This window comes from Pseudomonas sp. ZT5P21 (genome assembly GCF_054897785.1).
In genome coordinates this window covers 2,914,919-2,939,240 of sequence record NZ_CM142705.1, presented here as the reverse complement: position 1 = coordinate 2,939,240, position 24,322 = coordinate 2,914,919, and the positions used below count along the sequence as shown (strand labels likewise).

The following is a 24,322-nucleotide window of genomic DNA, read 5'->3' as shown; positions in this document are numbered from 1 at the left end:
GGCGGGTCAGCCGTCGGCCACAGGTGCAGCCGGGCTGTTATTCCGCTATCTCGAAAGGGAAACTGACGCTTGGGTTCAGACCGGCGAATGCTCGTCGGCGATCAGATTGCTCAGCGTGCCGAGCCCTTCGATCTCCACGGTGCACAGATCGCCAGGTTTCATGAACAGTGGCGGACGGCGCGCCCACCCGATCCCCGCAGGCGTGCCGGTGACAATGACATCACCGGGCTCCAAGGTGACCGCTTCACTGAGGATGGAAATCAGGTCGACGACGCTGAAGATCATGTCGGCCGTGTTGCCCTGCTGCACGATCGCCCCATTGAGGCGCGTCACCAGATTTAGGCCGTTGGCGCCTAACGGCAGCTCCTCGGCACTGACGAAGGTCGGGCCAAACGCGCCGGTGGCATCGAAGTTCTTACCAATTGTCCATTGCGGCGATTTGAACTGGTAATCACGGATCGAGGCTTCGTTGAAGATCGCGTAGCCGGCGACATGTTCCAGCGCACGATCCTTCGCGATATGTCGGCCCCGGGTACCAATGACGACCGCCAGTTCACCTTCGAAATCCAGTTGCTCGGAGATGCGGGGACGAATGATGGGTTCGCCATGGCCAATCAGACTCGAGGCGAAGCGAGGAAAAAACGTCGGGTAGGAAGGCTGCTCGTACGGGCTTTCTTTGGTGTGATCGGCATAGTTCAAGCCGACACAGACAATCTTGCCTGGACTTTCGAGAGGAGGCAGATATCGTATTTTCGACGGATCAAGCAAACGCGCATCGCTCAAGCGTTCGTGGGCGGCTTTCAAAGCGCCTTCGCCTGCCCCGAGTAGGTAATGGAGCGAGCCCGGGTAGCCGGCTTCGTTTTCGTTCAAGCCGCGCAGAATGCCTGCTTGCTCAATACCCAGGCCTTTGGAAGTGCCTTCTACGAATTGTACAAAACGCATGATCTGTGCCTCTATTGTTCTTATGTATTTTATTAATGGTATGGTACGGTACGTTACCGTATCGTTGAGGCAAAAGGTGCACCTAAACGAATGACTGGTCAAGAGTGCTGAACACCTTTTTTAAAATTTTTTTGGCTGACTACTACGCACGATGCACATCGGTCCGGCTGGAAGGCATACCTGGAGCGGCGTAGGCTATGGCGAACTTCGCAGTGTACTTTTCAGGAATACCCGAGCCACATGACAATCCCTACCCCCAAACAGGCAGCAAAGCGTCAAAGCATTCTCAAAGTCGCAACCGAAATGTTCCTCACGGATGGGTACTCCGGGGTCAGCGTGGACGGGCTCATTGGGAAAACCGGCGGATCGAAGCGCACGATTTATAGCTACTTTGGCGGCAAGGAGGGATTGTTTTCGGCGATTATCGAGCAGCTCTGTGCAGAGAACGTCAGCCCCCTCACCCACATGGATCTCAAGCAACAGCCCTTGCAAGAAGCCCTGTCGACCATTGCGAAGATCTTCCTGGATGTTGTGCTATCGCCTCGCACCATCGCCCTGCACCGCTTAATTGTTGCCGAAGCGCTACGTGCTCCGGAGGCAGCGCGGTCGTTCTTTGACGCAGCACCGGCGACGGCTTACAACTGCTTGGCCGAGTACTTTACCTGGGCCGAGGAAGCCGGAATGATCACGCCAGGCAACGCCCATACCCGCGCGAAGATTTTCCTCGATGCGCTGACAGGCGACTTGCAATTGCGTTGCTTGCTCGGGCTTGGAAAGTGCCCCTCAAAATCGGAAAGGGAGCACCTGATCACAGAAGCTATATCCATCTACATCAACGGATTGTCGCCCACAGGTTGTTAGCCAGGGCGATTGCCTAAACTGATCAATAGGTCCATTGCTGCACATAACGGAATCATTCATGCAACGCGTCAGTCGATTCTTGGATTAAGGCTTTTGGCTGGAGAGGTGATAATTCACCAGGACATCTCAAGCATGATACTAAGAGACACTTAAGGAGTCAGAAGCGAATTGAGCTGCGCCCTCGATCATCTGGCCCGCCGAGTCACGGATCAACATACTACAATTCACTGAGCTGCTTGAAGAGAGCCGCCTGCGCGGCTTTGATCTCAAGAAAATTATTAGTCAAATACCCAAACAAAAGTTGCCTACCCGCACACGGAGATACAGAAACGAGGCGGCGTAAGTAACTGTACAATGACGGAGCCCATGGGGCACCTATTGGCCGATTGTGTCGAAAGAGTCGACCGGTCCTGGCTACCCATTCATTGAGCGGTGAAAGCGTCTTTTTTGCACGCCGCTACGTAAAATCTGAGCCCTGAACCTATTGCGCCAAGCACAGATTCAAATCTCAAACGAGCAGCATGGCGCGCCAAGTACAAAGCATTGAGCGACGAGGACAAAGCGCTCGTAGACGCAGAGTTTCGCAAAATGGCTTCAAAAATAGCGGCCCAATTTGGCCGTAGCCGAACGGTTAATTTGGGGGCTTGATTGCTCAGCCCCCACCTGATGTACGCCAGATGAGATCGATGACTGCTCATTGCATGAGTATCTGGTTTGGCAGCCATTAGACGGAAAGCTGTCCTACTAGCTCCACTAGTCCATCAGCACCTGCAAGACAGCGGTCATGCAGGTCTTCGGGATTAAAACCAGCGTCACGAATAGCGTCGGCAAAATGCTCTATGTCTTTGCGCATAAGCCCCTGTAGATGCGGTGCAATATCCGAGGTGATCTCGTTATTGATCGCTCGCAGAACTATACTCGAACCGCTGCTCACGGCAATGACGTCATGGAGCTGCACCAAGTCCATACCCACCGATTTACCCAAGCTGAAGACATCTATTGCGTTCTTCAAATTGGACATGGTCAACGCATTATTCAGAAGCTTCGCCATCTGACCGGCGCCTGAGGGCCCTAATAAGGCGACTTTCCGGGAGAAAGTCTCGAAGACTGCACGCACTTGGGAAAAAGCTTCCGACTCGCCACCCACCATAGTGGTCAACGTACGAGCCAGCGCGCCAGGTCTTCCTCCGCTTACGGGAGCATCAAGGTACGTGATTCCCCGCTGTTCAAGTTCAACAGCCAGACGGCGACTTTCTCCCGGGTCGCCGGTAGCATGGTTTACAAGAACGGCGTCGGCCTTAAGCCCATCCCGAAGCCCATTGTCGAGAAGAGTGACGATATCTTTGTCGTCGGGGAGGCAGAGACAGACGACATCGCAATTCTTGGCAAGCGTCTGCACCTTTTTTTCAACGATGTGAGGCGCCCCTGCCATGGCTACCAATGATTGGGGACGACGAGCCCAAGTATGCAGCTCAAATCCAGACTCGGCGATTGCTTGAGCCATCGGACCACCTTGGTCACCGAGCCCGATGAAGCCTACCTTCAGGGTTGATATTTTGGACATGACCTCACCCAATCATCCGCGTGGCAACGTCCCACAACCGCTGCGCGTTATCAGGGTCAACAGCGTAAGGTGCAACGCCTGTGTAATCGGCAGGCCGTTTGGTGACCACCAGCGCCTCATTACAGTCCTCGAAGTAACGACCACCAATGCCTTCCAACAGAGGAGACACCGCAAGCAATACCGATGTCGCTGCGCCTTGTTGCACGTTCTTCTGACGTTCAATTGGCGTCTTAAGGCCACCGGTGTGCTTCTGAAGGTTGGTTGCAATTGCCCCAGGGTTCAAAGCGTTAGCGAAAATGCCTCGCTCCGCCCAGCGACGGGTCATTTCTACGGCGATGAGCGCGCATGCCGATTTGGCCTGGGCATATGACGCGAAAGCTTCGTATGTGCGGAAGTCGAAATTGATGTCATCGAAAACCACTGGCCCCAGCAGATTAGCGTTTGAACTCAGCGACACAATTCGTGCACCTTCGGCTCTGATCAGAGCGTCCTGCAACCCAAGCACGAGCGCAAAATGGCCGAGAAAGTTGGTTGCAAACTGCATTTCCCAACCCTGCGATGTCAGCTCCCGCTCAGGAACGGCCATGATCCCTGCGTTATTGACCAAGATATCAAGTGGCTCTGACCAAGACTCAGCAAACGATTTCACAGAGGACAGATCCGCCAGATCGATTGAGCGGATAGCAACGGTGCCCTTGCCCCCAGAGCGCAGTTCGGTGGCAACCGATTCCGCCGCCTCCGGACGCCGCACTGCAAGCGTCACGTTTGCGCCGGCATTGACCAATGCGCGCGCTGTCTCAATACCGATACCGGAGGCCCCGCCCGTTACGATCGCCCGTTTACCAGTGAGGTCAACCCCTTCAATGACCTCTTGTGCGGTTGAATGAAACCCGAACGGTGTAGTGATACGCGTCATGAATTATTCCTCGCATGATTAATGGCCGCTGAGTCGAACTGATTTGCGGGATCACCGGATGACCGGCGGATGAAGCTGCGTTCAATTCCAGGCGGCAACTGCACCGACCGAACGGATCGTGCTGAGCCCGACCAAATCCCTGAATGCCCGGGATGCCACCATTCCCGCTATGAGGACCGATCCGCATAAAGTTGCTGCGGATCAAGATAAGCCTCAGCACTGTCGCAAACAATCAGGCTAATATCGTATGAACAGATGCAGGAATTAGCACAATGAAAAAATCCGGGCTCCTCGAACTTAACGCCGTGGTCGCAGTTTCTACTCATCGCAGCTTTCGTCGTGCGGCAGTGGAATTGGGAATGTCGCCATCAGCACTAAGTCATGCGATCGCTACACTGGAGAAACGCCTTGGCGTGAGGTTGTTCCACAGAACCACGCGAAGCGTTTCTCTGTCTGAAGCCGGGGAGCAATTTCTGGTTCGTGTGCAGCCCGCTCTGCGTGATATTTCCGCGGCCATGGAGGCGGTAAGCGAATTCCGCGATACACCGGCGGGAACCCTACGCCTGAACACCTCCGAAGGTGCTGCGCAAATGGTGTTGACTCCAGTAGTACTGGAGTACCTAAGGCGTTATCCAGACATGCGGGTAGACATCGTCACCGATAGAAGTCTGGTTGACATCGTTGCTGGTGGATTCGACGCCGGCATACGGTTGGCGGAAAGCGTTCCGCAGGACATGATCGCAATTGCGATCACTCCCCCGCTCCGGTTTGCGGTGGTCGGTTCCCCTCAGTACTTCGCGCAATGCAAAAAACCAAAGGTTCCGGCAGACCTGCTCGCACATAACTGCATACGCGTGCGCTTCCCCAGTGGCTCGGTCTACGAATGGGAATTCGAGAAGCGCGGTGAAGAGCAATCAGTAGATGTCAGCGGGTCGTTGACGCTCGACAGCCACCACTTGATGTTAGAGGCTGCTCTGCAAGGCGCCGGCATAGCCTGGACTAATGATTTCGCCGCTTCTGCCCATATTGCGTCCGGAAGGCTCATCCGCGTATTGGAGGACTGGACTCCTTCATACCCGGGGCTGCGCCTCTACTATCCAGCAAATCGCCATATGCCAGCGAAACTTCGAGCTTTCGTCAACGTTGTCCGCGAGATTGTGTCGGAGAATTCGATCAGTAAATAAAATGGATAAGCTTCAACGCACAGTCGGAGAATTCTTCAGCATCTGCCGACGTTCATACTACAACTGCACCCAAAGGACTGGCCTCACCTAACCAGTGTCCATTGCAGCAAAGGACCACTTTTTTCGCTCAAGGCTAAGGGAATTCTCCGAGCCTAAAAACCGTCGGCTAGTTCGGTCGTAAAGATCGCCCTCCGTCAACGCGTCTTTAGAACTCGGCCTATCGTTACGTTGCCGCGCCGGCGGTGTGATTTTTTCTTCGATTGCGTTTTAAAAAGGTTAAGTCTCTTCCGCCGCAGAATGGCTTTCCCGCGAGAATTGGCCAAGCTTCACCTCGTCGCTGTTGCAGCTCCGGAATGGCTCCAAAATAGACAGATGCCTCTCGTGCCAGCAGATTTACAAGGGCAGGAGGCCATCGTCGTGCGATCTACGGACACCAACAAATTGCGCACTTGGACAATGCGCAGTGCGGACGGCGAAACCTTTGATCTGAGCTTAAAACCAACAGCATAATGAATGACCCCCAAGCCTTGTGCATGTGCGCCCTGATGGGTCTAGGCGTGGCATTGGTGCCACTGGAGCGCGCATGGCCTTGGTTGCAGCGAGGTGACCTGATCCGGCTGTTGCCAAACTGGCACGTCGATCTAGGCTCAATTTCCTTGTATTACTCGGCCAGGAAAGCATTGCCAGCTAAAACACGCGTCTTTATCGACTTCTTAACTGAACATTTCCAAGGCACGCTGAATAATCACTTCAGCGCCATAGAAACTGATAGTGGGGCTTAGCGGCACGCCCCTAACCGGTCCTTTCTGGCATCACCAGGTAAGAGTCCAGCCGCCCGCTTGTCTTCTACCGTCGATAGAGAGTGGTCGCCGCTCAAGCAGGGTGAAAGCGCGATATACCACCAAGACTTTCCTAACCCAGCAAGTGCTCTAATGGCAACGCGCTCTGAGGCTTGATCGATTTGATTGCGAAGTTGCTACGAATATCCCGAACTCCGGGAAGCTTCAACAAAACGCCGGTGAGAAGCGCTCGTAACTGCGCAGATCCGGTACCACCACATGCAGCAAAAAGTCCGACTCTCCGGACACAAGGAATGCTGACACCACCTCTGGCAGGCCCTGCACCGTCACTCGAAACTTTTCCGCTTCCGCTTCCGCTTCCGCTTCCGCTTCATGATGACGCTCCACTTTCACCCCTACAAAAACTGTCATACCCAAACCAATAGCTTCTGCGTCGAGGGTTGCTTGATACCCTCGTATCACTCCAGCCTCTTCCAGATTACGCACTCGTCGTAGGCATGGGGACGCCGAAAGGTAAGCGTATGGCGAACACACCTTTGAATGTGTTGAACCGAAGATAAGGGCATCAGCATTTCAATTGTCCATAGGCTCGGGCCATGACTTCCCAGGTTCTCGCGTCGGCAGGAATCAGATGCTCAATACGCAGCGACTCCATCGTAATGTCGAGAGGCATGCCAAATGTTGTAAAAGTTGACATGAATTTCAGTTCCCCGTGCCTTGAGTCGAGCCGCGTCAGTACCAACGGAGGCAGTTCGTTTGTCAACGTGGAAGCCTCTTGAGGCATGGGGAGGCTTTTCAGAAGCGTAGCGAGCCCCGGGTTGCTCAGGGCCTCTCTAGCTGCCCTTTGCCAAGCAATCAATCTGATTTCCTCGACGTTGTTCAGATGATCGCCCAACCCTCCAGGCTCCAGCAGCGTTACCAACAGATTTAGGCCTTCTGCCGCATCGGCACTCAGGCCGACCAGATCGAACAGCACTCCAGTGCTGGCGTTGGCTGCCAATATCTCCCACTGACTCCCCAAGACAATCGCTGGTGCGGGGTTGTTGGCATGAAGGAGGTGAGTTATAGCGTCACGAACAGCCTCCATGCTTGGCGAGGTAAGAGGTGTTGCTTCGTAGCGCGGTGCATAACCACTGGCGAGAAAGACACTGTTGCAGTGCTCTAGAGGCGCATCGAGTGCCATGAGTAGGTTATGCAGAGTGCCTGGGCTTGGCTTGGCGCGCCCTGTCTCGATGCAGCTGAGGTGGCGCTGAGAAATACCTGACATCAAGGCGAGGTCGAGTTGGCTCAATTTTGCCTGACGTCGCAGTTGACGCAACTGCTCACTTGCAGTGATGGAGGGTGTCGTTCGAGGAAAAGGTCGGGGGCTCATTGTTCGACTCTGACGGCGCGAATTGGCTGAGTCCATGACCTGTGAGGTCATTGATCTCGTCGTGACAATATCACTACCTTGTCAGCGTTGATCATCGCTTCTTGCTCAAGGAGGACAAATGAAAAGACCCTACCTCTCACTTGCCACATTGGTGATTTTTTCCTTGTATACGGCGGGTACCATGTTCGTTGCCGATCAATCGCTCATCGACTTCGGCCTGGAGTTAATATCCAGCCCGGACACTGCCCAAGTAGTTATTGACCTTTACCTGCTCGGCGTCCTCGCTTGCATCTGGATGTATCAGGACGCTCGTTCCAAAGGCCGATCTGCGGTCTCTCTTGTGCCTTACTTTCTGATAACGGCAGTCTTCGTATCGATTGGCCCATTGCTTTACCTCGTTATCAACGGATTCGCCAAGAAGAAGCTCCTACGGATAGCACCGGTTACAGCATCAATATTTCGCGCAATCTCGACTAAAAGGAATGAAGAGGAAGTCCGTTGGCGTTTGGCAATTCCTTTGTTTCTAGATGTCCGGCCAACACGCCTTGCGTGATTGAATGGGCGCCCATCGATGCGGCAGCAACTCCGTAATCTCACTCGCCCGCTGCGTCGGCAGGCGAGTCAGAACATCCTTCAAGTAAGCATACGGATCATGCCCGTTCATGCGCGCAGACTGGATCAAACTCATGATTGCTGCCGCCCGTTTGCCGCTGCGCAGTGACCCGGCGAACAACCAGTTGGAGCGCCCAAGTGCCCACGGTCTTATCTGATTTTCGACCGCGTTATTGTCTATGGGCACAGCACCGTCATCGAGATAGCGCGTCAGTGCCATCCAGCGCTTGAGGCTGTAATCCAGAGCTTTGGCGATAGCCGACCCTTCGGGCACAAGGTCGCGCTGGGCCATCATCCAGGTATGGAGTGCGTCGATAAGGGGCCCCGCTTTTTCCTGACGTACTCGCCAGCGTTCTTCGTCGGTCATCTCCCGCGCCAGCCGTTCAATTTCGTACAACCCACCAATTGAGTGCAGCGCCTGCTCGGCCAGTTGGCTTTTGTTCGTCGCGTGCAGATCAAAAAACTTGCGGCGGGCGTGGGCCATGCAGCCGATTTCAGTGATGCCTTGCTGGAAGCTTGCTTTGTAACCACCAAAATCATCGCAAACCAGCTTGCCATTCCACGCGCCAAGGAAGTTGCGTGCATGCTCTCCCGCACGGCTTGGACTGAAGTCATAAACGACCGCCTTGAGCGCCGAATATGGCGTAGTGCAGTAGGCCCAGACATAAGCACGATGCGTTTTCCTCTCACCCGGGGCGAGCATCTGCACCGGCGTTTCGTCAGCGTGGATCACGCCTTGAGCAAGCACTGTTTCGCGTAGCGCATCGACCAAGGGCTGGAGCTGCACACCGGTTTGACCGACCCATTGCGCCAGTGTCGAGCGGGCGATGGCGAAGCCGGCGCGGCCAAAGATTTTCTCTTGCCGATACAGCGGTAAATGGTCGGCAAATTTGGCCACCATCACGTGAGCCAGCAGCCCTGCCGTCGGGATGCCCTTATCGATGACCTGGGCGGGAACCGGTGCCTGAGTCAGTGTTTCACACTCGCGGCAGACCCATTTCCCGCGCACATGCTGCTCCACCGTAAACACGCCCGGCGTGTAATCCAGCTTCTCGCTGACGTCCTCGCCAACCCGCTGGAGCTGGCAGCCGCAGGCGCATTGGATGTTGTCGGGTTCGTGATAAATCACGGTACGCGGAAACTGCGCAGGCAAGGAAACACGCTTGGGCTGCTTGCGTGGTTCAGCTTGCGCAGCCGGCGGATTCAACGCCTTCAGCTCGGCTTCAATGGCCGCGATGTCGGTGTCGAGCAAGTCGTCGAGCAAGCTGCCTTGGTCGGGACTCAATTGCTCACTGCGCTTGGCAAACTTGTTACGTTTGAACCAGGCGATTTCGTGGGTGAGTTGCTCGATGATGGTTTGGTCGCGGTCGTTCTTCTTGCCCATCCTGTCGACTTGCTGTCCGAGCGAATCAACCTGGGACAGCAACTGCGCAGCGAAAGCGCGCAGTTGGTCGGGGGTCATCTGATCGAGATTGGGCGAGGAAGTCATGCCCTGGATTTTACCAAAGCGGATCGCCTGCGGCAGCAGGCCGAGGCGCTAATTACAGCTTCTAGAGCAATGTGATTGCACCGCCAGCCCCAACGCGTTGCCAAGGCAGACCGAGCACCAACGCCTGAAGTTGCTCGGCATCCAGCTCCATCTCGCAACCAAGTCGAATGCCTGGCCAGTGAAACTTTCCTTGGTTCAATCGACGAGCAGCCAGCCAGACGCCAATCCCGTCATGCACCAGCACTTTCATACGAGTGGCGCGGCGGTTGGCAAACAGATAAGCACAGTGCGGCTTCGCCGCACCGAACACCGCGATCACTCTGGCTAACGCGGTCTCGGTGCCGGCACGCATGTCCATGGGCTCGGTGGCAAGCCAGATGGCGTCGATGCGAATCATTGCGTGAGTCCACGGACAAAGCGAGCGCAGCCTTCAGGATCAGACATCGGCCATTTCACCGTGATCGATTGCTCGCCAAGCGGCAGCTCAATAATCGCCAAAGCTTCCGTCTGCCGCTTGGGTGCAGCTCTCAACGGAACGAAAGCCGGCAACGCTGCTGGCGGCTGGTCTCGGTAAAGCGGCAGCCAATTGCGGATCACGTTGGCGTTGATGCCGTGGCTGATGGCGACGCTGGATAGGGTTGCGCCCGGTTGCAGGCATTCCTGAACAACCTGGGCCTTGAAGGGTTTCGGATAAGAGCTTCGATGGCGCATGGAAATCCTGACGTTAAGGCCGATAGAGTCCGCTTAAAAATACGCGAACACCATCGCCCTTAATGCTGGAGTTCGGAAGGTGACTTCCCCAGACGCTTATGCCGAAAGTCCAATCTCTTCAGCTAATTGCACGTTGGTTAGCCGCCCATCCGGTGCAAGGCTGCAAGGATCGCGTGATCATAGCTATCAAGCCTAATTTGCGGAAAACGATCAGTTGGCATATAGGTTCCTGTTCTAATCATCAAAGGGCAAATTCTGCCAAAACATGTAAATTTGAGAGTTCAATACGCAACCACCTGCCTTACCCCTTCGCTCTAGAATTGTCTCCCTCATCTCCTACCGAGCAACACGAATATGGAAGACATCGCGCTGTACCTCCTCGCTCTCTCGATGATTTTTTTAATGCCCGGTCCGGACATGATCCTGCTACTTCAAACTGGTGCAAAACAAGGCAGAACCGCGGCGCTCGCGACAGCGCTCGGGCTTGCGCTAGCGCGTGCCTGCCATGTGGCTTTGACCGCTATGGGGTTGGCAACGATGTTTAAAGTACTGCCCTGGACATTTGATATTGTCAAGTATGCGGGGGCGGCCTATCTGCTTTGGATTGGGATGCAGATGTTCAAAGCCAGCGGAATGAGTGCTTCCACCATTACAGAGACTAGTGTTGTAACACCGAGCTTGGGCGCGGCTATCCGACGTGGCCTCTTTACCAATTTACTCAACCCGAAAGCTCTACTTTTCTGCTCGGTGCTGCTTCCGCAATTCATCGATCCAAATCGATCGTCAGTTTGGGAGCAATTTGCAATACTAGGAGTAGTACTCGTCATTACAGGTCTGATTTTCGACAGCATTTATGCCACTGCTAGCGCTTGGGTCGGCCGCTGGTTAGAGCGTAGCGTAACCGCGCAACGAGTTCAGCAATGGCTGTTCGGAACTCTCCTGATTGGATTTGCAGTGCGGCTAGCGTTCGTACAGCAAGCCTGACATGTTCCGTTAAACGATCCCACCATTGCGGACGTCGTCTAGCTTGGGATTCACCTGTGTGCACGAGGGGTTGCGGCTGGGCGCCATACCACTGCCTCCCTTCCCCGCCGTTGGAGTTCAGTACGTAATTCGACCAGGCTCGGGGTTATGATCGGTAAAAAAGCCGACTCACGCAAACGTCTGGCAAACCCATGGCTATTCCCACTCAAATGAGCGCTTCCGCCGCTCGCCTGCAATTCAAGATTGACAGCATTGGCTGCCGATTCCGAAAAGGCTATTCGTAAACAGAATAAGGCGGTCGGCTGAGTTACAAAACGCCCGACCAACAAGCCGCTTTTTAGGTCCGAAACTAAATGCTCCAGCTGGCGACGCTGCTCGTGAAAGGGTTCGGCAAGAACTGATCGGTTCCCCTGAACTCGTACCTCTACCTCTATTCTGTTTACCTTCTAGTAATCTTGTCTGAAACTCCTAAAATTTTGCTTGCTCACATGTCTGCGCGCGCATGTCATGCACATATACCTGAGCATTAGCAACTACGACTCACACAGTAGATTATGTTACTCAAGTAGAATTTCTAATTAGGCTTGCGCAAAGTAATCTTAATTCAAGCCAACAAATACAGTCCTCCAATAAAACGCTGGCACTTACAACACGCCAAGTTTTATTGATCAAGCTTCCACCACTGGCTCAAAGGCCAAAAGCATCGAGCGTTGCACTCTTCAAGCTCTCGCTTGGCACTCAATGACGCACACTGACTGACGCACACTGACGGAGCTTAGCTCCAGGGGTGATCCCATGAACAGGATCGACCTTCGTAAAATCGACTTCAATCTTCTGATTGTGTTTGAGACATTAATGCACGAGCACAACCTGACGAGTACCGGAGAAAAACGTTTCATCGGGCAGTCTGCAATTAGCGTCTCTCTAAATCGTTTGCGCCACTTCTTTGACGATCCACTATTCGTCAGGATGGGCCGGAAGATGGAGCCTACAAACAGAGCGGTAGAGCCTAACTTTGACCCCGGCTCTGGATGCAATTGCATCAGCATTGAGCAAAATTAACGCATTTGACCCTAAGACTAGTGAAGTGTGTTCAGAATTGGCCTTTCTTATGATGTCGAGTACTCATTGCTACCTAGCCTAATTCGACAGCTGCGCACCTAGGCCCCTCATGTCAGCTTCGTAATCCGCCGCACCGACCACTCACTCGCTTATAACTGACCAGCTTTCGACTGGAGAGGTATCTCTCGGCATCTGCCACAGCCGCGACCTCCCAGCCAATGCGAAGCGCAAATTCCTACGGACCATTCGCCCCACAGTTCTTAGCTCAGATGTCAGCACTAGATCTCTCGATTTCGACGAGTACTGCGACCGTCCACATGTTTCCGTGTCTTTAAACGGTGAGATGATCGACTCTGTTGACCAAGCGCTACTGGCTTTAGGTCGGCAACGCCAGGTTGTTCTGGCTGTACCGCAATACAGTGCGCTTAAAACCCTAATCGAGGACACGCAACTGGTCGCGGTCGTTCCTGACTATGTAGCCAAAACCATGATTCGCCAAGGTGGCCTTAGGATGGATGCTCTTCCGTTGAACATCTCTGCGCTCGACCTATCGATGTCATGGAGTGCGACTTCAGATACGGATCCTGGTGAACGATGGTTGCGCTCCCGTATCAGTAGTCATCTTTGTGAGAAAGGGGCAACTATCGGACACCTAGTCTCGGCCAAGGAGGCAGCATAATATTTCGCTCATCAATTGGATAGTAAACACCCTCACTATTGCACTAAGTGAAAGCTGAAACTGGAAGCGCGGCATCCAGCTGTATGTTATGTAGCACGGAGCCTAACTTACGTTAGACCTATCTTACATAACCAAACCACCATTAGTTCTTTCGGTTCTTGGACTGCTCTAAACGGCCATTCTAACATCGCCGCTAAAAACCCATTTTTTACATTGGTCGCTAGCGCATGAAGCGCTCATTGAAGGTTTATCAGTTCCAAAAGGTCGCTTCTCGCACCAACGGATGTATTTAGTCTCGAAATGCTCGGTAGGTGCCCCAATCGTTCCTAACTTAACCAAGCTTCTAGCTAACCATAAATTTTATCCCCGATGTACCTCAATGTGGAGTACTTGTCATGGCTGAATCTGAAACCCGTCCCCCGCTACCGCCTTTTGATCGTGAGTCTGCGACACTCAAAGTTCGTCTGGCTGAAGATGGATGGAACAGCCGAGATGCTGAAAAAGTCGCATTGGCCTATACCACCGACACCAGATGGCGCAATCGAGTCGATTTTGCGGTCAACCGCGCTGAGGCTCAGGCGTTCCTTGCGCGAAAATGGAACAAAGAGTTGGAATATCGACTTATCAAGGAGTTATGGGCGTTCACTGAAAATCGTATTGCTGTCCGGTACGCCTATGAATGGCGCGATGATTCCGGGAATTGGTATCGCTCGTACGGAAATGAAAATTGGGAATTTGCACAGAACGGTTTAATGGCACACCGTTTTGCGTGCATCAACGACATGCCCATCAAGGAGTCAGAACGAAAGTTTCGTTGGCCCCTCGGCCGTCGGCCGGACGACCATCCAAGCCTTTCCGACCTGGACCTTTGAGGAAGGCGCGACACTCGCGCTACCTGACAAGGCGCATAGTAGAGCAGCGCTACACGGCAAGTTGATTAGGACGCTAACCAGATCAGCATGGCTATTACTGCCGTGCTTGCAAATTGGAGGCAGCATGAAACAATTTTGTGTAGTCACTCTAGCTATTGGAATTTTTCTGTTCCAACTCTCTCACGCAAGCGCTGACGAGGTTCTCTCGCAAGCTGAGGACACTACAGCGGGGGCAGCATTTGGTGCAGGCACTGGCGTCCTAATCGGCGGAGCCGCTGGCGGCCCGGTAGGCGCACTAATCGGAGCTGCGTTAGGAATTTTCGGTGGCCGGGAGGTGCAAAAGGCTGCAGGTCTAGAGGAGCGAGCCTACGCGGTCCGAAGCGACACCGGTGAAGAACGAGTGGTGCGCTCGCCACGCAGAGAGTTTGCCATCGGTCAACAGGTGGAAATTAGAGGAAACCGACTGCATGCCCCCTCCCCCTAATAAATGCAGTCGTTGCCTATAAGCCCGCCTTCCGCGGGCTTTTTTGTCTAGCAATCCTGACCAGCTAAATTGAGAGAACAGCCCCTTATTTCCATCTCTGCTCAAGCGCGTGAGCCAACTGGCTAGGCATATCGCTCAGGAAATCACAGAAAGGTCGAACAGCAATCGATTCATGACTGTTTGCAAGAGGTTGTGCAGCCCAAATCACGCCATATCGGGAGAGGATTCGAATCATCTCTCTACGTTGATAAGCACCTCGCTTGGCCAATGCTGCGATTTCTCGGAAAGCTCGTTCAACTGCGCCCGGCCATAGCACTGCACCCACGACACTCGGGGTGGATCCAACTTGATGGATGCGGTGTGCAATCCCCGGATCAATTTGTGTGGCATCGCCCTCGTGCAGCAATGCAATTTTTTGTCGACCGATACGAATATCCAGCTCCCCCCTTAGCGCCACTACGAGCTTTGTTTCGTGGCTATGCATCAACGGCAGGTTATGAGCATGCAAGGGCAAGTCGAAGCGCATAGCCGTACCTGTTCCACCGACGCTTGCTTCATCCACATCAATCCAAACCGAGTAACCGCCAGGAATCAGCAGTATCGCTTCCGAATTTTCAACGTTCATGAGCACCCCGATTTCAACCTATAGGTTGGACTTATGCGAAGCATTGTATATCGGTCTTGGACGCTATCGAGCAAACGGCAGAACATGGCCTCACACCAAGCAACACTCATCCAGCAACACTTACTCAAGCATCCGACAGGAGAAACCCATGCAACAGTCCCACCCGTACAACGACACCAGTCTCGACCTGACCGCTAAAATTTTGGACGCCAAAGCCCGCAAAAACCTATCTTTCGAGGATATGGCAGAAGGCACTGGCCTCGGTCTGGCTTACGTGACCGCTGCTCTGCTCGGCCAGCACCCACTTCCAGAAAGTGCCGCGAAAGTGATTGGCAAAAAACTGGGCCTGGACGCCGACTCGGTAGCGCGCCTGCAAATCATCCCACTGCGTGGCAGCCTCTCGGGGGTCCCTACGGATCCTACCATCTACCGCTTCTACGAAATGATCCAAATTTACGGCACCACTTTGAAAGCCTTGGTTCACGAACAGTTCGGCGACGGCATCATCAGCGCGATCAACTTCAAGCTCAACATGAAGAAAGTCGAAGATCCAGAAGGTGGTCACCGTGCAGTGATCACTCTCGACGGCAAGTTCCTGCCACTGCGTCCTTTCTAACGATGCAACTGCAAATGTAATTCGGCTCGCAACCTCTGCGGGCCTGCTTCATACACTTGACTCACTTCACCTACTCATCAAATTTGACTGGAGGATACGTCATGAAAAAAATTCTGTTTCTCGCCCTGTCCCTGGCGGCTTCGCTGTCCGCTTACGCACAGGGAGTAAGGGTCGCGCTAGAGGCCGTTCCTTATGTCTACGGAATGCACCTGGATATTGCCAAGGTCATCGACATTACTCAGGTAGCAGACGTCTGCGGTCCAGTGCCAGTGCAAATGACATACAAAGATTCGCAAGGCGACATCCGTATCCTTGAATACAGCGTAATAGGTCGCGGCTGTACCAACTGATTGTCACTCATACTCAACTATCAGCTATAGGCACACAGCATGAAGGCGCTTGTCGAAGGTTTCCTTAAGTTTCAGAAAGATGCATTTCCACAACGGACTGACCTGTTCAAACATCTGGCCACCACACAGCATCCAGGCACGTTGTTCATCACGTGTTCCGATAGCCGCGTAGTACCAGAACTGTTGACGCAACAAGAGCCTGGCGAGCTGTTTGTGATCCGAAACGCCGGCAACATTGTACCGTCATACAGTCCCCATCCCGGCGGTGTGTCGGCAACGGTCGAATACGCCGTGGCGGTGCTGGGCGTGACAGATATTGTGATCTGCGGCCATTCCGATTGCGGTGCGATGACCGCTATCTCCAAGTGCAAATGCATGGATCACCTGCCTGCTGTCGCCGGCTGGTTGCAACACGCGGAATCCGCAAAAGTCATCAACGAGTCTCGCTCTCACGTCAATGACGCGGCAAAAGTAAGCTCAATGGTTCGGGAAAATGTCATCGCCCAATTGGCCAACATCCAGACTCATCCAAGCGTGCGCTTGGCTAAGGAAAAAGGCCTGTTGAATTTGCATGGCTGGGTTTATGACATCGAAACCGGATCGGTCGACGCACTCGACTCCGACAATCGCAGTTTTATATCTTTGGCCCAGCACCCTGCTACCTGCGCTGTACACGCCCGCGTAGAAAAAGCCGCTGCCTAAAAGCAATCCAAGCGAGGAGTACTCTTCATGCGTAAAGTCACCATGTACACAACCAGCACCTGCCCCTACTGCCGTGGCGCGAAGCAGTTGCTCAAGTCCAAAGGTATTTCTTACACCGAGATCGACGTGCAGTCAGTTGATCGGAAGGTCGAAATGATACACCGCAGCGGCCGTCGCACGGTTCCGCAAATTTTTATCGGCGACTGGCATGTGGGTGGATTTGACGACCTCGCTCAACTCGACCGTGAAGGCGGTTTAGCTCAATCGCTCAACCCACGTGAAGAGGGATGAGCGATTGAGACGGCACTCGTGTTACAGATCCAATACCAAGGGGGCATCACCCTCCCTGCTTTGCGCTGGCACTGCGCAGCAAATCAAAACATCCCCCTGCGCCGGCATTTCAGCGGGCAAATTTAAATAATGCACCTGCCCGCTGATCAGTTTCGTACGACAGGTCCCACACGACCCACCACGGCAACTGAAGTCCGGATTTAAACCCCGTCCTTCAGCTAACTCCAGTAAGCTCCCACCTCCGGGCTCCCAACGAGCCTCTTTGGCCGACCCCGCGAACAGCACTTTGACTGGACTGCTTGCTGCCGGAACTTGCTCTACCGCTGGGGTCAGTTGATCGCGTAACCGAACCAGAGTCGAAGGTCCAAATGTTTCAGCGTGAATGCGATCGTCGCCAATGCGCAACTCACGCAGCCCATCGTATAAAGCTTGGGTAAATGCGCCTGGACCACACAGGTAAAAGTCATAATCGTCTAGGGGCAACAGTGCCTTGAGCAGAGTGACATCCACACGTCCAGCCAACTCGAAGTCTTCGCCTTCGCGAGCGTGCTCCTCAGGCTGACTAAGCAGCCGCAATGCGCGAATTTTGTCTTTCGCACGGGTCGCTAGTTCATACAGCTCATCTCGAAATCCTAGCTCCGCCAGACTACGCGCACTTTGGATAAACCAAGTCGGCCGAGTGCGACGAATACGTTCTCCTTCATAGATGACTTCACGCAACATCGACAGCAGCGGCGTGACTCCCACACCAGCGGCCAATAATACCAACGGCCGATGCTCATCGGCCTGCACTGTGAATCGCCCCTGAGGGGCACGGGTTTCGATGAGATCCCCTACCCGAATCTGGTCGTGCAAGTGCGACGAAACCAACCCGTCACGCTTGACGCTTATCCTGAAGAAGTTGTCAGAAGGTGCGCTCGACACACTGTAAGTCCTGACAAGGGGCGGCTGCCCTTCAACCAAGCTAAACCGTACAGGTAAATGCTGGCCCGCCTCGAAGCGTGGCAACCCCGCACCATCGTCGGGTTCCAGATAAAAAGAGCTAATGGTGCTGCTCTCTTCAACAATACGGGTCACTCGCAGATGCCGCCATTGGTCGCGCAGCGCATCGGCCTGTAAGCGGCCTTGTGCTTTTTCCCAACTACCGGTCATCAAGCTGTTAGGTGAGAAAGCTTCGAATGCCCAGCGCAGGGCCAGCACGGCTCGCCTTCTGACGACATGCTCCACCGTCAAGGTCCAGAGTCTTTCGGCCCCTTGGAATGCAGCGATCTCCGGCCCCTCAAGAATAAGCTCCGTGCGCCCCGCCACTTGGAGCACATCACCTGACGAGAAATCGACAAAAACCAAACCGGCTTTAGGGTTGAGCAACAGGTTGCCCAATGTATTGAAATGCAGATTGCCGGCGAAATCGGGAATCGTCAGCACGTTGCCTTCTACCCTGACGAAACCTGGATTACCACCGCGGTGCGAGACGTCTACCGAGCGCTTGGATGAGTCGCCGTCCAGATCGACGTAGCTGGTGAGAAAGAAAGTATCGGCCTTGCGAATCATCTCTTTCGCGGCCTCGTCCAATTCGCTCAGGCATTCCGCTGCAACATCGGATGAGGAACGACCAACACTGACCGGCTCAACGCTTCGCAACTGGATGTATTGCGGACAGTTGCCGAAAGCGTGCACGACAGAAACGGCAACACCGCCAGATGAGGCGGTGCTGATATTGCCGTTCATACGATTGCGCCTTCGGGTCTTCAGATCGATGCCGAGCAGCCCGACTGCGGCACCCATTTCCAACGCAGCTTTAACTGGGTCTCCCTCCGCGGGGAGCCGGTCGAGTTGCAAAATGCGTGGATCGGGTGAGTTAACGAACCCTGGAGGGCCCTCGATCAACGTCGCCCAAGGAATGCCTTTTTCATCGACAGCCCCCAGCACCAGATAAGGCAGCTGGCTGTAAAACGAACGATGCTGATCCGGCATGTAGTCGCGTACAACCTTTCGCCCAAAGTGCTCCATTTGCTGCGCCACACCGACGCTTTCCTGCAACTGCCGCTCACCGGTATGCCAAGGTGAAACCCCCGGCTCGTCCGTGTTATTCATGATCACCTCTACGTATTCGTAAAAAGGTGCAGTTCACTCGCAGCCCAACGTGTATTGATTGATTACCCGTGATGTGTCCAACCACGCATACACCCGATACCATCAATCCAACGTCTTGCAGGCCGGAACGCTGCACGGTTTTGCGAGACACAACGGCGTCCCGCGGGCCTGTACTTCATTTACTTCAGTCGCCGCGACCATCCCTACGACAGCTTGTAAAGCTTTTTCCTGTCTTCATCGGTTTGAACTGAGGGGCGGATTTCCTCTCCTTTAGCGTAGGCCCGGATCACGGCCGGCCGCGCAGTGATTTGCGCTAGCCAGGCAGCAATGTACGGAAAGGCATCCAATTTCATTCCTTGCTTCTCGTGTTGACGCAGCCATGGGTAAATCGCCATGTCAGCGATCGAGTACTCTCCTGCAATGAACGGGTGATGGCTCAACTGCTGCTCCATTACCCTATACAGCCTCTCTGTCTCTTTACTGAAACGCTCTACTGCAAGCGGCAAATGCTCAGAAGCATAATTTAGAAAGAACACCGCTTGCCCCAGTATCGGCCCGAGACTGGCAGCCTGCCAGAATAACCACTGCAAAACCGACACCGCCCCTTTCGAGTCCTTCGGAAAAAACTGACCTCGACGTTGGGCCAAGTACAACAAAATCGCGCCCGACTCAAAAACTGACACGCCAACTTCGTTATCTACAATCGCGGGTATGCGTTGATTAGGTGAAAGATGTGTGTATTCGGGAGAAAACTGTTCGCCTTTGCTGATGTTGACCGGGTGGGCTGTATAGTTGCGGCCCGATTCCTCAAGAAAAATTGCGACCTTTTGCCCGTTCGGCGTTGGCCAGTAGTAAAAGTCCAGTACATCGGATGGCTTTGACATCGGTATGACCTCTGAACACATCGGCGGTACAATTAGGAAAGATATTCATCCGCGCTCAATACTGTGGCGTATCCGAATTGCAAGGCAGCCATGAAGGCTGCATGCACTAAGGCTGATGGGACTTTCACCTGATTAAATTCCAGATCATGGGTCGCGCAAGCGTCATGGATAACTGTTGTTACGTACCCAAAATCGTCAGAAGAACGGGTAACTGCGTCGATACAAATGTGGCTCATATTCCCAACCACGACGACTTTTTTGATGCCCTGCTGCTCCAGCACCTCGCGTAACTGTGTCCCGCGATATGGGTTCATGAAGTGTTTAACAATTACCAATTCGTCGCCCTGAATACGTACTTTCGCGTGTAGCTGAGCACCATCAGAGCCCGGCACAAAAAAAGGTGCATCGGCAGCAGGAGTTTCGTGACGAATATGAATTACCGTGTCGCCTCGAACTCGCGACGATGCGATCACGCGTGCAGCATTATCGGCTGCCGCGTTAACCGCATTGAGTTCCCATTTTCCACCGGAGAAATAGTCGTTCTGAATATCCACGACGATGAGTGCCGTATCAGTCATACAAATACCTTGAGAAGTCGATATAGAATATTTAGTGAGAGCTAGGCCACTTGCGGCGTGTCATACCAGTCACGATCAGGTGTAGCGAAGCGCATTTTTTGGCGGATATAAGTCGCGTTTTCAGAACTGGTCAGTTTTTTCAAAAGCAAAAAGGCGACTTCTGTGGCCGTACCTGGACCGCTAGAAGTAATAATGTTGTCGTGAACAACGACTGGTCGGTCTACGAACAGAGCACCGGTTTCCACTAACTGGTTTTTCCGCTTTCCGCCTTCCTGGTGATAGGTCGTCGCGTTCTTGCCACGCAACACGCCCGCAACACCCAAGCACACCGACGACACACAAACGCTGGCGACGGGTTTGCCGGCATCAACAAAGTGGCGAATGGTTTCAAGAAAAGGCTCACTCAGAGCTTCCTCATAGAATCCTGCCGGTTCGAAACCACCCGGCAATGCCAGAGCATCAAAGCTACTTACGTCCAAATCACGAAGCAGAAAACTTGGATTAAGCGTGAGACTAAATGTGGTGATGATTTTTCTGCGAAGGCCTGCATTCACTAACTCAATAGGACAATCACCGAGCAAATCGGCCCAGCCGAGCACGTCGGTGAAAGCCGCCATTTCCATGGGTTCGACACCATTGGCTAACAGCATGAGTACTCGTTTCATAGGTGTCTCCGCAGTCAGGTGTTTAATAAAGTGCTTGAAACGCATGCTCCGCCTTAATCGCTTTGATGAGAACGAACACGAAACACAATCCAATGTTTCGGCCGCTGAAATGCTGGAGGACCTTTGTATCGATTTGTAGCAAACGCGGCGTCAGACACGTTTCCGTGCGTAGCACTAGATACCGGGACACATACGGGACACACCTAAAGGTTTAAATATTCCTGTCGCTCCACCGCCCATCTCCCGCATGCACAGGAACACAGATGAAAAAGATGTTTGCAGGTCTGGCCTTATCGGCAGCGATGGTTACAGCCACCGCAGCGATGGCTGCGCCGGTCAAACCAACTGTCATACTCGTACACGGCGCTTTCGCCGATTCCAGCAGTTGGAATGGCGTCGTCAAAGTTCTGGAAAGATGGCTACCCAGTGATCGCAGCCTCGAACCCTTTGCGCTCACTCAAAGGTGACGCCCAAGCAGTGGCCGACATGCTCGCCAGCATCAAAACGCCGGTTTTGCTGGTCGGACATTCCTATGGTGGCCCGGTCATCAGCGAAGCGGCCTACGGCAACACCAATGTTAAAGCGCTGGTATTCGTCGCAGCCATTGCACCCGAAGCAGGTGAACCCACCGCAGAGTTATCTGGACGTTTCCCGGGTGGCACGCTGGGCCCTACCCTCGCTCCTCCAGTGACCTTGGCTGACGGAGGTAAGGATCTGTATATCCAGCAAGACAAATTCCACGACCAGTTCGCAGCCGACGTTTCCAATGCAGACGCCAAATTGATGGCTGCGACTCAACGCCCCGTTACGGTTGCTGCGCTGAATGAACCATCGACCGAACCGGCTTGGAAAACCATTCCTTCCTGGTTCGTCTACGGCGACGCTGATAAAAACATCCCAGCACAAGCGCAGGCCTTTATGGCTGAGCGGGCACACTCCAAGCAGACCGTCGTGGTCAAACGCGCGTCGCACGTTGTGATGGTGTCCAATCCGAAAGTCGTCGCCGGCTTGATCTAAAAGGCAGCGAATGCCAAATGAAGCTAGCCGGCGACCTCAGTCTGGGGTCGCCGAACGCTCAAAGAGCATCCGGCAACATTGCCGGATGTTCGCGCAGGCCTTCGACAATGTGGTCGACAAAACTGCGCACTCTCATTGAGGCTCTGCGCCCTTCTCGGTAAACGACTTGAACTGGAAGCGCTGGCAGTTCGAAAGGTTGCAAAACCCTGCGTAACCGACCGCCATTCAAATAATCGTAGGCGGGATAACTGAGGCAGCGCGTAAGCCCCGCGCCATGAGCCGCCGCATCGATGGCAGCTTGAACGGTGGTGCAGCTGACGCGTGATCGGGCCTTAATGGTAGATTGAACGCCTTGTTTGGAAAAATCCCAGTTGATCTTCTCCCGATAGGCTTGAACGCCAATCAGCCGGTGACTTTTGAGATCCTCCGGCTCGGCGGGCACACCATGGGCTTCGAGATATGTGGGGCTGCCGCATACGATCGTACGAACGTAGCCAACGGGCCTTGCTATCAACGAGGAACTGGGCAAATTTCCGACCAGCACGGCCACGTCAAGCCCCTCCTCGTTCATGTTCGGAAAACGATCATGATAATGGGCGAATACTCTGACTTCGGGATAAAACTCCATGTAATTCGCAAGCAAAGGCGCCATTACATAGCGGCTGAAAAGGAGTGGAAGCAATACAGTCAGATTACCCTGAGCCTGAACATGAAGGCCTTTAGCTGATGCTTCTGCGTCTTCGATTTTTTTGAGGATGCGGGAGCAGTCAGCCATAAATGCAGCACCTGACTCAGTCAACGACACTCCACGAGTGCTCCGTTGCAATAACGGCACACCGAGACGCGTCTCCAACCGAGCAATCGCGCGAACGACTGTCGGGCCTGAAACGTTTAGACGGCGCGCAGCTGCCGCTAGGCTTGGCCGCTCTGAGAGCGCTTCAAACATGAGCATTTCATGAAAGCGGTCCATCAGAGCGTACTTTTCATAGTAGGTCGAAGCGCCGTATCACATCCCAGACGTTCAGTGAGGAAATCCACAAACGTACGTATCTTCGCTGGTACGCGGTTACTCTTGAGGTAAACGACCTGGATGGGCAAAGCGGGCGGTTCAAAATCTTGGAGTACCACTTCCAGTTCACCTGCGGCTACTTGACTGGCCACCTGGTAGGACAACACGCGTGTCACACCCCAGCCCAGACAGGCAATATTGATGGCAGCTTGGTTTGCGGTCACGACTAGGCGCGGATCGAAACGAAAGCTCAGTGCATTTCCTTCATTCTCAAATTGCCAATCGCTTAACAAATGGCTCGCGGAAGACATAACGATTTTGGCGGAACCTAATTCGCCAGGATGGCGGGGCCTGCCGAATTCCTCGAAATACTTGGGGGCGCCACAAATTACCTGGCGCACCTCGCCAACTTTGATACCGTGCTGATTATTCTCGTGTAAATGGCCAATACGGATCGCCACATCGATACCTTCATCAACCATGCTTGTCACGCGGTCAACCAGTAACGCATTGAGGTGTACAGAAGGAAATTGATCCAAGTACTCAGCCAGCAAAGGCGCAATGTACAACTCACCGAAAAGCACGGGAGCTGTCACCGTCAGGTGCCCACATGGAATTGAGTAGCTGCCAGCAGCAGCTTCCTCCGCTTCATTGACCTCACCGAGTATTCGCCGGCAATCATCCAGGTACCGTTGCCCTGCCTCAGTCAAGTGCAAGCTACGAGTTGTGCGTGAGAGCAACTGAGTGCCGATGCGTTCCTCCATAGCAGCAATGGCACGGGTAACGCTGGGGGGAGAAATATTCAAACGACGGGCGGCGGCCGCAAAACCTTCTTCTTCGGCCACCGTCATGAATATCTGCATTTCCTGAAAGCGATCCATAGGCGACTCTGCCGTGATGTTGGGACAGCAAGATCTGATCGCGAGAGCGAGCAGACATAAATGCAAAAAAGTGTCGCC

23 protein-coding genes and 6 pseudogenes are annotated in these 24,322 nt (G+C 53.7%); 12 read left to right on the top strand and 17 right to left on the bottom strand.

Features of this window, described 5'->3' with window-relative positions:
• Positions 1 to 75: 75 nt before the first annotated feature.
• Positions 76 to 942, bottom strand: a complete 867-nt coding sequence (locus ACYZT9_RS13750) for a fumarylacetoacetate hydrolase family protein (RefSeq protein ID WP_462006000.1) — start codon at positions 940 to 942, stop codon at positions 76 to 78.
• Between the two features lie 240 nt (positions 943 to 1,182).
• On the opposite strand from ACYZT9_RS13750, the gene ACYZT9_RS13745 reads away from it, so the two are divergent.
• Positions 1,183 to 1,803: a TetR/AcrR family transcriptional regulator gene (locus tag ACYZT9_RS13745; RefSeq protein ID WP_462005999.1), complete on the top strand. Its 621-nt coding sequence runs from the start codon at positions 1,183 to 1,185 to the stop codon at positions 1,801 to 1,803.
• A 724-nt stretch (positions 1,804 to 2,527) separates the two neighbouring features.
• Here the strand turns inward: ACYZT9_RS13745 and ACYZT9_RS13740 are convergent.
• Both ACYZT9_RS13740 and ACYZT9_RS13735 read right to left on the bottom strand, forming a co-directional pair.
• On the bottom strand, positions 2,528 to 3,367 hold the full coding sequence (locus tag ACYZT9_RS13740; protein WP_462005998.1) for an NAD(P)-dependent oxidoreductase: 840 nt from the start codon (positions 3,365 to 3,367) through the stop codon (positions 2,528 to 2,530).
• 4 nt (positions 3,368 to 3,371) lie between these two features.
• Entirely contained in the window at positions 3,372 to 4,283 is a 912-nt protein-coding gene (locus ACYZT9_RS13735) for an SDR family NAD(P)-dependent oxidoreductase (RefSeq protein WP_462005997.1), read from the bottom strand.
• Positions 4,284 to 4,555: 272 nt separating this feature from the next.
• Here ACYZT9_RS13735 and ACYZT9_RS13730 point away from each other — a divergent pair, with 272 nt between their 5' ends.
• A complete protein-coding gene (locus ACYZT9_RS13730) occupies positions 4,556 to 5,467 on the top strand; it encodes a LysR family transcriptional regulator (RefSeq protein ID WP_462005996.1) in 912 nt (303 codons plus the stop codon).
• A 509-nt stretch (positions 5,468 to 5,976) separates the two neighbouring features.
• Positions 5,977 to 6,249, top strand: coding sequence for a LysR substrate-binding domain-containing protein (locus ACYZT9_RS13725; protein ID WP_462005995.1), 273 nt, complete (start codon positions 5,977 to 5,979; stop codon positions 6,247 to 6,249).
• Between the two features lie 130 nt (positions 6,250 to 6,379).
• On the opposite strand, the pseudogene ACYZT9_RS13720 reads toward ACYZT9_RS13725, so the two are convergent.
• Positions 6,380 to 6,780: pseudogene (locus tag ACYZT9_RS13720) on the bottom strand (Lrp/AsnC family transcriptional regulator); the annotation flags it as partial.
• Between the two features lie 52 nt (positions 6,781 to 6,832).
• Positions 6,833 to 7,639 (bottom strand): MmyB family transcriptional regulator, encoded by an 807-nt coding sequence (locus tag ACYZT9_RS13715; protein ID WP_414913374.1) that lies wholly within the window; start codon positions 7,637 to 7,639, stop codon positions 6,833 to 6,835.
• A 118-nt stretch (positions 7,640 to 7,757) separates the two neighbouring features.
• Here ACYZT9_RS13715 and ACYZT9_RS13710 point away from each other — a divergent pair.
• Positions 7,758 to 8,057 (top strand): annotated as a pseudogene (locus tag ACYZT9_RS13710) (DUF2834 domain-containing protein); the annotation flags it as partial.
• A gap of 105 nt (positions 8,058 to 8,162) precedes the next feature.
• On the opposite strand, the gene tnpC reads toward ACYZT9_RS13710, so the two are convergent.
• The 4 genes and pseudogenes from tnpC to ACYZT9_RS13690 all read right to left on the bottom strand — a co-directional run.
• Positions 8,163 to 9,740, bottom strand: coding sequence for an IS66 family transposase (tnpC, locus tag ACYZT9_RS13705; protein ID WP_414913365.1), 1,578 nt, complete (start codon positions 9,738 to 9,740; stop codon positions 8,163 to 8,165).
• Positions 9,741 to 9,801: 61 nt separating this feature from the next.
• Positions 9,802 to 10,137, bottom strand: coding sequence for an IS66 family insertion sequence element accessory protein TnpB (gene tnpB, locus ACYZT9_RS13700; protein ID WP_047542313.1), 336 nt, complete (start codon positions 10,135 to 10,137; stop codon positions 9,802 to 9,804).
• Entirely contained in the window at positions 10,134 to 10,451 is a 318-nt protein-coding gene (gene tnpA, locus ACYZT9_RS13695) for an IS66-like element accessory protein TnpA (protein ID WP_462005994.1), read from the bottom strand. Before tnpA ends, tnpB begins: the two co-directional genes overlap by 4 nt.
• Positions 10,452 to 10,553: 102 nt before the next feature.
• Positions 10,554 to 10,648 (bottom strand): annotated as a pseudogene (locus ACYZT9_RS13690) (AsnC family transcriptional regulator); the annotation flags it as partial.
• Between the two features lie 157 nt (positions 10,649 to 10,805).
• Here ACYZT9_RS13690 and ACYZT9_RS13685 point away from each other — a divergent pair.
• The gene (locus ACYZT9_RS13685; RefSeq protein WP_462005993.1) at positions 10,806 to 11,435 is read left to right on the top strand and encodes a LysE family translocator; all 630 of its coding nucleotides are present in this window, start codon (positions 10,806 to 10,808) and stop codon (positions 11,433 to 11,435) included.
• A gap of 50 nt (positions 11,436 to 11,485) precedes the next feature.
• Here ACYZT9_RS13685 and ACYZT9_RS13680 read toward each other — a convergent pair.
• A pseudogene (locus tag ACYZT9_RS13680) lies at positions 11,486 to 11,797 on the bottom strand (hypothetical protein); the annotation flags it as partial.
• 433 nt (positions 11,798 to 12,230) lie between these two features.
• Between ACYZT9_RS13680 and ACYZT9_RS13675 the strand changes: the two are divergent.
• Positions 12,231 to 13,176: pseudogene (locus tag ACYZT9_RS13675) on the top strand (LysR family transcriptional regulator).
• 395 nt (positions 13,177 to 13,571) lie between these two features.
• Entirely contained in the window at positions 13,572 to 14,048 is a 477-nt protein-coding gene (locus tag ACYZT9_RS13670) for a nuclear transport factor 2 family protein (RefSeq protein ID WP_462005992.1), read from the top strand.
• Between the two features lie 569 nt (positions 14,049 to 14,617).
• Here the strand turns inward: ACYZT9_RS13670 and ACYZT9_RS13665 are convergent.
• On the bottom strand, positions 14,618 to 15,157 hold the full coding sequence (locus ACYZT9_RS13665; RefSeq protein ID WP_462005991.1) for a cupin domain-containing protein: 540 nt from the start codon (positions 15,155 to 15,157) through the stop codon (positions 14,618 to 14,620).
• Positions 15,158 to 15,305: 148 nt separating this feature from the next.
• Between ACYZT9_RS13665 and cynS the strand changes: the two genes are divergently transcribed.
• The 4 genes from cynS to grxC all read left to right on the top strand — a co-directional run bounded on the left by cynS (position 15,306) and on the right by grxC (position 17,116).
• Positions 15,306 to 15,773 carry a cyanase gene (cynS, locus tag ACYZT9_RS13660; protein WP_462005990.1) on the top strand — a complete coding sequence of 156 codons (468 nt, stop codon included), beginning with the start codon at positions 15,306 to 15,308 and terminating at the stop codon, positions 15,771 to 15,773.
• Positions 15,774 to 15,874: 101 nt separating this feature from the next.
• Complete coding sequence (locus ACYZT9_RS13655) at positions 15,875 to 16,123, top strand: DUF2790 domain-containing protein (RefSeq protein ID WP_462005989.1); 249 nt, start codon at positions 15,875 to 15,877, stop codon at positions 16,121 to 16,123.
• Positions 16,124 to 16,162: 39 nt separating this feature from the next.
• Complete coding sequence (locus tag ACYZT9_RS13650; protein WP_462005988.1) at positions 16,163 to 16,825, top strand: carbonic anhydrase; 663 nt, start codon at positions 16,163 to 16,165, stop codon at positions 16,823 to 16,825.
• Positions 16,826 to 16,852: 27 nt separating this feature from the next.
• The gene (gene grxC / locus ACYZT9_RS13645) at positions 16,853 to 17,116 is read left to right on the top strand and encodes a glutaredoxin 3 (RefSeq protein WP_462005987.1); all 264 of its coding nucleotides are present in this window, start codon (positions 16,853 to 16,855) and stop codon (positions 17,114 to 17,116) included.
• A 21-nt stretch (positions 17,117 to 17,137) separates the two neighbouring features.
• Here grxC and ACYZT9_RS13640 read toward each other — a convergent pair whose 3' ends face one another.
• From ACYZT9_RS13640 to ACYZT9_RS13625, 4 genes are all read right to left on the bottom strand, one after another.
• Positions 17,138 to 19,210, bottom strand: coding sequence for a 2Fe-2S iron-sulfur cluster-binding protein (locus tag ACYZT9_RS13640; RefSeq protein WP_462005986.1), 2,073 nt, complete (start codon positions 19,208 to 19,210; stop codon positions 17,138 to 17,140).
• A 203-nt stretch (positions 19,211 to 19,413) separates the two neighbouring features.
• A complete protein-coding gene (locus tag ACYZT9_RS13635; protein WP_462005985.1) occupies positions 19,414 to 20,094 on the bottom strand; it encodes a glutathione S-transferase family protein in 681 nt (226 codons plus the stop codon).
• A gap of 32 nt (positions 20,095 to 20,126) precedes the next feature.
• Positions 20,127 to 20,672 (bottom strand): cysteine hydrolase family protein, encoded by a 546-nt coding sequence (locus tag ACYZT9_RS13630; protein ID WP_462005984.1) that lies wholly within the window; start codon positions 20,670 to 20,672, stop codon positions 20,127 to 20,129.
• Between the two features lie 41 nt (positions 20,673 to 20,713).
• Positions 20,714 to 21,337 carry a DJ-1/PfpI family protein gene (locus ACYZT9_RS13625; RefSeq protein ID WP_462005983.1) on the bottom strand — a complete coding sequence of 208 codons (624 nt, stop codon included), beginning with the start codon at positions 21,335 to 21,337 and terminating at the stop codon, positions 20,714 to 20,716.
• A 263-nt stretch (positions 21,338 to 21,600) separates the two neighbouring features.
• Between ACYZT9_RS13625 and ACYZT9_RS13620 the strand changes: the two are divergent.
• Positions 21,601 to 22,354: pseudogene (locus tag ACYZT9_RS13620) on the top strand (alpha/beta fold hydrolase).
• A gap of 58 nt (positions 22,355 to 22,412) precedes the next feature.
• On the opposite strand, the gene ACYZT9_RS13615 reads toward ACYZT9_RS13620, so the two are convergent.
• A complete protein-coding gene (locus tag ACYZT9_RS13615; RefSeq protein ID WP_462005982.1) occupies positions 22,413 to 23,324 on the bottom strand; it encodes a LysR family transcriptional regulator in 912 nt (303 codons plus the stop codon).
• Positions 23,324 to 24,244, bottom strand: coding sequence for a LysR family transcriptional regulator (locus ACYZT9_RS13610; RefSeq protein ID WP_462005981.1), 921 nt, complete (start codon positions 24,242 to 24,244; stop codon positions 23,324 to 23,326). Before ACYZT9_RS13610 ends, ACYZT9_RS13615 begins: the two co-directional genes overlap by 1 nt.
• Positions 24,245 to 24,322: the final 78 nt, after the last annotated feature.

What these genes read in the sequence shown, in the direction of transcription:
- ACYZT9_RS13750 (WP_462006000.1), bottom strand. Translation starts at nt 942, where the DNA reads ATGCGTTTTGTACAATTCGTAGAAGGCACTTCCAAAGGCCTGGGTATT.
- ACYZT9_RS13745 (WP_462005999.1), top strand. Translation starts at nt 1,183, where the DNA reads ATGACAATCCCTACCCCCAAACAGGCAGCAAAGCGTCAAAGCATTCTC.
- ACYZT9_RS13740 (WP_462005998.1), bottom strand. Translation starts at nt 3,367, where the DNA reads ATGTCCAAAATATCAACCCTGAAGGTAGGCTTCATCGGGCTCGGTGAC.
- ACYZT9_RS13735 (WP_462005997.1), bottom strand. Translation starts at nt 4,283, where the DNA reads ATGACGCGTATCACTACACCGTTCGGGTTTCATTCAACCGCACAAGAG.
- ACYZT9_RS13730 (WP_462005996.1), top strand. Translation starts at nt 4,556, where the DNA reads ATGAAAAAATCCGGGCTCCTCGAACTTAACGCCGTGGTCGCAGTTTCT.
- ACYZT9_RS13725 (WP_462005995.1), top strand. Translation starts at nt 5,977, where the DNA reads ATGAATGACCCCCAAGCCTTGTGCATGTGCGCCCTGATGGGTCTAGGC.
- ACYZT9_RS13715 (WP_414913374.1), bottom strand. Translation starts at nt 7,639, where the DNA reads ATGAGCCCCCGACCTTTTCCTCGAACGACACCCTCCATCACTGCAAGT.
- tnpC (WP_414913365.1), bottom strand. Translation starts at nt 9,740, where the DNA reads ATGACTTCCTCGCCCAATCTCGATCAGATGACCCCCGACCAACTGCGC.
- tnpB (WP_047542313.1), bottom strand. Translation starts at nt 10,137, where the DNA reads ATGATTCGCATCGACGCCATCTGGCTTGCCACCGAGCCCATGGACATG.
- tnpA (WP_462005994.1), bottom strand. Translation starts at nt 10,451, where the DNA reads ATGCGCCATCGAAGCTCTTATCCGAAACCCTTCAAGGCCCAGGTTGTT.
- ACYZT9_RS13685 (WP_462005993.1), top strand. Translation starts at nt 10,806, where the DNA reads ATGGAAGACATCGCGCTGTACCTCCTCGCTCTCTCGATGATTTTTTTA.
- ACYZT9_RS13670 (WP_462005992.1), top strand. Translation starts at nt 13,572, where the DNA reads ATGGCTGAATCTGAAACCCGTCCCCCGCTACCGCCTTTTGATCGTGAG.
- ACYZT9_RS13665 (WP_462005991.1), bottom strand. Translation starts at nt 15,157, where the DNA reads ATGAACGTTGAAAATTCGGAAGCGATACTGCTGATTCCTGGCGGTTAC.
- cynS (WP_462005990.1), top strand. Translation starts at nt 15,306, where the DNA reads ATGCAACAGTCCCACCCGTACAACGACACCAGTCTCGACCTGACCGCT.
- ACYZT9_RS13655 (WP_462005989.1), top strand. Translation starts at nt 15,875, where the DNA reads ATGAAAAAAATTCTGTTTCTCGCCCTGTCCCTGGCGGCTTCGCTGTCC.
- ACYZT9_RS13650 (WP_462005988.1), top strand. Translation starts at nt 16,163, where the DNA reads ATGAAGGCGCTTGTCGAAGGTTTCCTTAAGTTTCAGAAAGATGCATTT.
- grxC (WP_462005987.1), top strand. Translation starts at nt 16,853, where the DNA reads ATGCGTAAAGTCACCATGTACACAACCAGCACCTGCCCCTACTGCCGT.
- ACYZT9_RS13640 (WP_462005986.1), bottom strand. Translation starts at nt 19,210, where the DNA reads ATGAATAACACGGACGAGCCGGGGGTTTCACCTTGGCATACCGGTGAG.
- ACYZT9_RS13635 (WP_462005985.1), bottom strand. Translation starts at nt 20,094, where the DNA reads ATGTCAAAGCCATCCGATGTACTGGACTTTTACTACTGGCCAACGCCG.
- ACYZT9_RS13630 (WP_462005984.1), bottom strand. Translation starts at nt 20,672, where the DNA reads ATGACTGATACGGCACTCATCGTCGTGGATATTCAGAACGACTATTTC.
- ACYZT9_RS13625 (WP_462005983.1), bottom strand. Translation starts at nt 21,337, where the DNA reads ATGAAACGAGTACTCATGCTGTTAGCCAATGGTGTCGAACCCATGGAA.
- ACYZT9_RS13615 (WP_462005982.1), bottom strand. Translation starts at nt 23,324, where the DNA reads ATGGACCGCTTTCATGAAATGCTCATGTTTGAAGCGCTCTCAGAGCGG.
- ACYZT9_RS13610 (WP_462005981.1), bottom strand. Translation starts at nt 24,244, where the DNA reads ATGGATCGCTTTCAGGAAATGCAGATATTCATGACGGTGGCCGAAGAA.